The following is a 1,464-nucleotide window of genomic DNA, read 5'->3' as shown; positions in this document are numbered from 1 at the left end:
CTAGTAGCGCTTTGTTAGGTGCTGTTGAGCTGGGGTTTCTGTTGTGGGGTTCGGGTCTGGACGGGTTGTCGGCAGGTGTGGCAGACACCTGTCCAGACCGCGAGCAGGGCCTGGAGTTCGCGCAGGACTGCGTAGAGGGTCAGGCCTGCGCAGGGGCTTTTGGGGTGCGTCGGAGCTGGGTGCAGATGGCTTGGGCCACCGCGGTGAGGGTGACGTGGCGGTGCCAGCCGAGCCAGGAGCGGCCTTCGAAGTGGTCCAGGCCGAGGCCGTCTTTGAGTTCGCGGTAGTCGTGTTCGATGCGCCAGCGGATCTTGGCCAGTCGAACCAGGTCCCGCAGCGGGACGTCGGCAGGCAGAGTCGAGAGCCAGTAGTCGGTGGGCTCGGGCTCGCCGGGAGGCCACTCGGCCAGCAGCCAGCACTCAGGCACGCTGCCGTCGATGCCGCGGGGGATGTTGCGGTTGGCTGGGCGGACCCGCAGCGCGAGGAACCGTGATCGCATGCTCGCGGTCGGGTTGCCGGGGGACTTGCGTGATCCGTGTCGCCAGACCACGTACCGGCCCGCCGATCGCCCGGCGGCCATCACGAGGGACTTCAGATCCTGCGCCGGGTCGGGGTAGCGCGGCCGTGGTGGGCGGCCGTTGCCCTTCCATGCCGGTGTCACCGGCACTGCCTTGGCGGGATAGGCGGTCGCGGTCGGGCTGACGGCCAGCACGTAGGTCAGGCCACGTTCGGTCAGGCCGAGCCTGAACTCGGTGGCGTCGCCGTAGCCGGCGTCGGCCACCACCGGCCGCTGCGGCAGCCCCCACTCGCCCGTGACCTCGTCGAGCATGTCCAGCGCCAGCCGCCATTTCTCCCGATGCCGCAGCTCGTCCGGGATCGCGCTGCGGGCCCGCCGCCACTGGATCTCGGCTGCTGCCTTGCCGTCTGCGGCTTTCTCGTCATCCCAGGACTCCGGCAGGAACAGCCGCCAGTCGATCGCAGCCGAAGCCCAGTCGGTGACCGCGTGCACGCTCACTCCGATCTGGCAGTTCCCAGTCTTGCCCAATGCGCCGCAGTACATCCGTGCCACACCGGGGGAATCCTTGCCGTCCTTGGGAAACCCGGTGTCATCGATCACCAGTGCGTCCGGATCGACGAACTCACCGGCCCACCCGGCCAGGCGTCGCCGGACCTCGACGTGATCCCAGGTCGAGGTGGTGACGAACTGCTGCAACTGCTGGTGATCGACCCCGAGCCGCTCGGCCATCGGCTGCATCGACTTGCGCTTGCCCTCCAGCATCAGCCCGCGCAGATACAGCTGCCCCTTCGCCCGCTGGTCACGCCGCGCGAACCCACCGAACATCCGCGCAGCAAACTCCTCGATCACCGGACGAACCTCGTCCATTTCCTCCGGAAGCACCCGCAAAGGAGATCACAGCAACGCCCCGACCAGCCACAACGACACACCTAACAAAGCACTACTAG

Annotated in this window: 1 protein-coding gene; it reads right to left on the bottom strand. The window is 67.8% G+C overall.

Annotated elements, in window-relative coordinates:
• Nucleotides 1–139 precede the first annotated feature (139 nt).
• The gene (locus A3CU_RS0134725; RefSeq protein ID WP_425388303.1) at nt 140–1,399 is read right to left on the bottom strand and encodes an IS701 family transposase; all 1,260 of its coding nucleotides are present in this window, start codon (nt 1,397–1,399) and stop codon (nt 140–142) included.
• Nucleotides 1,400–1,464: the final 65 nt, after the last annotated feature.

Source organism: Amycolatopsis taiwanensis DSM 45107 (genome assembly GCF_000519205.1).
Lineage (GTDB): Bacteria > Actinomycetota > Actinomycetes > Mycobacteriales > Pseudonocardiaceae > Amycolatopsis_E > Amycolatopsis_E taiwanensis.
This window is presented reverse-complemented; position numbering and strand designations above follow the sequence as displayed.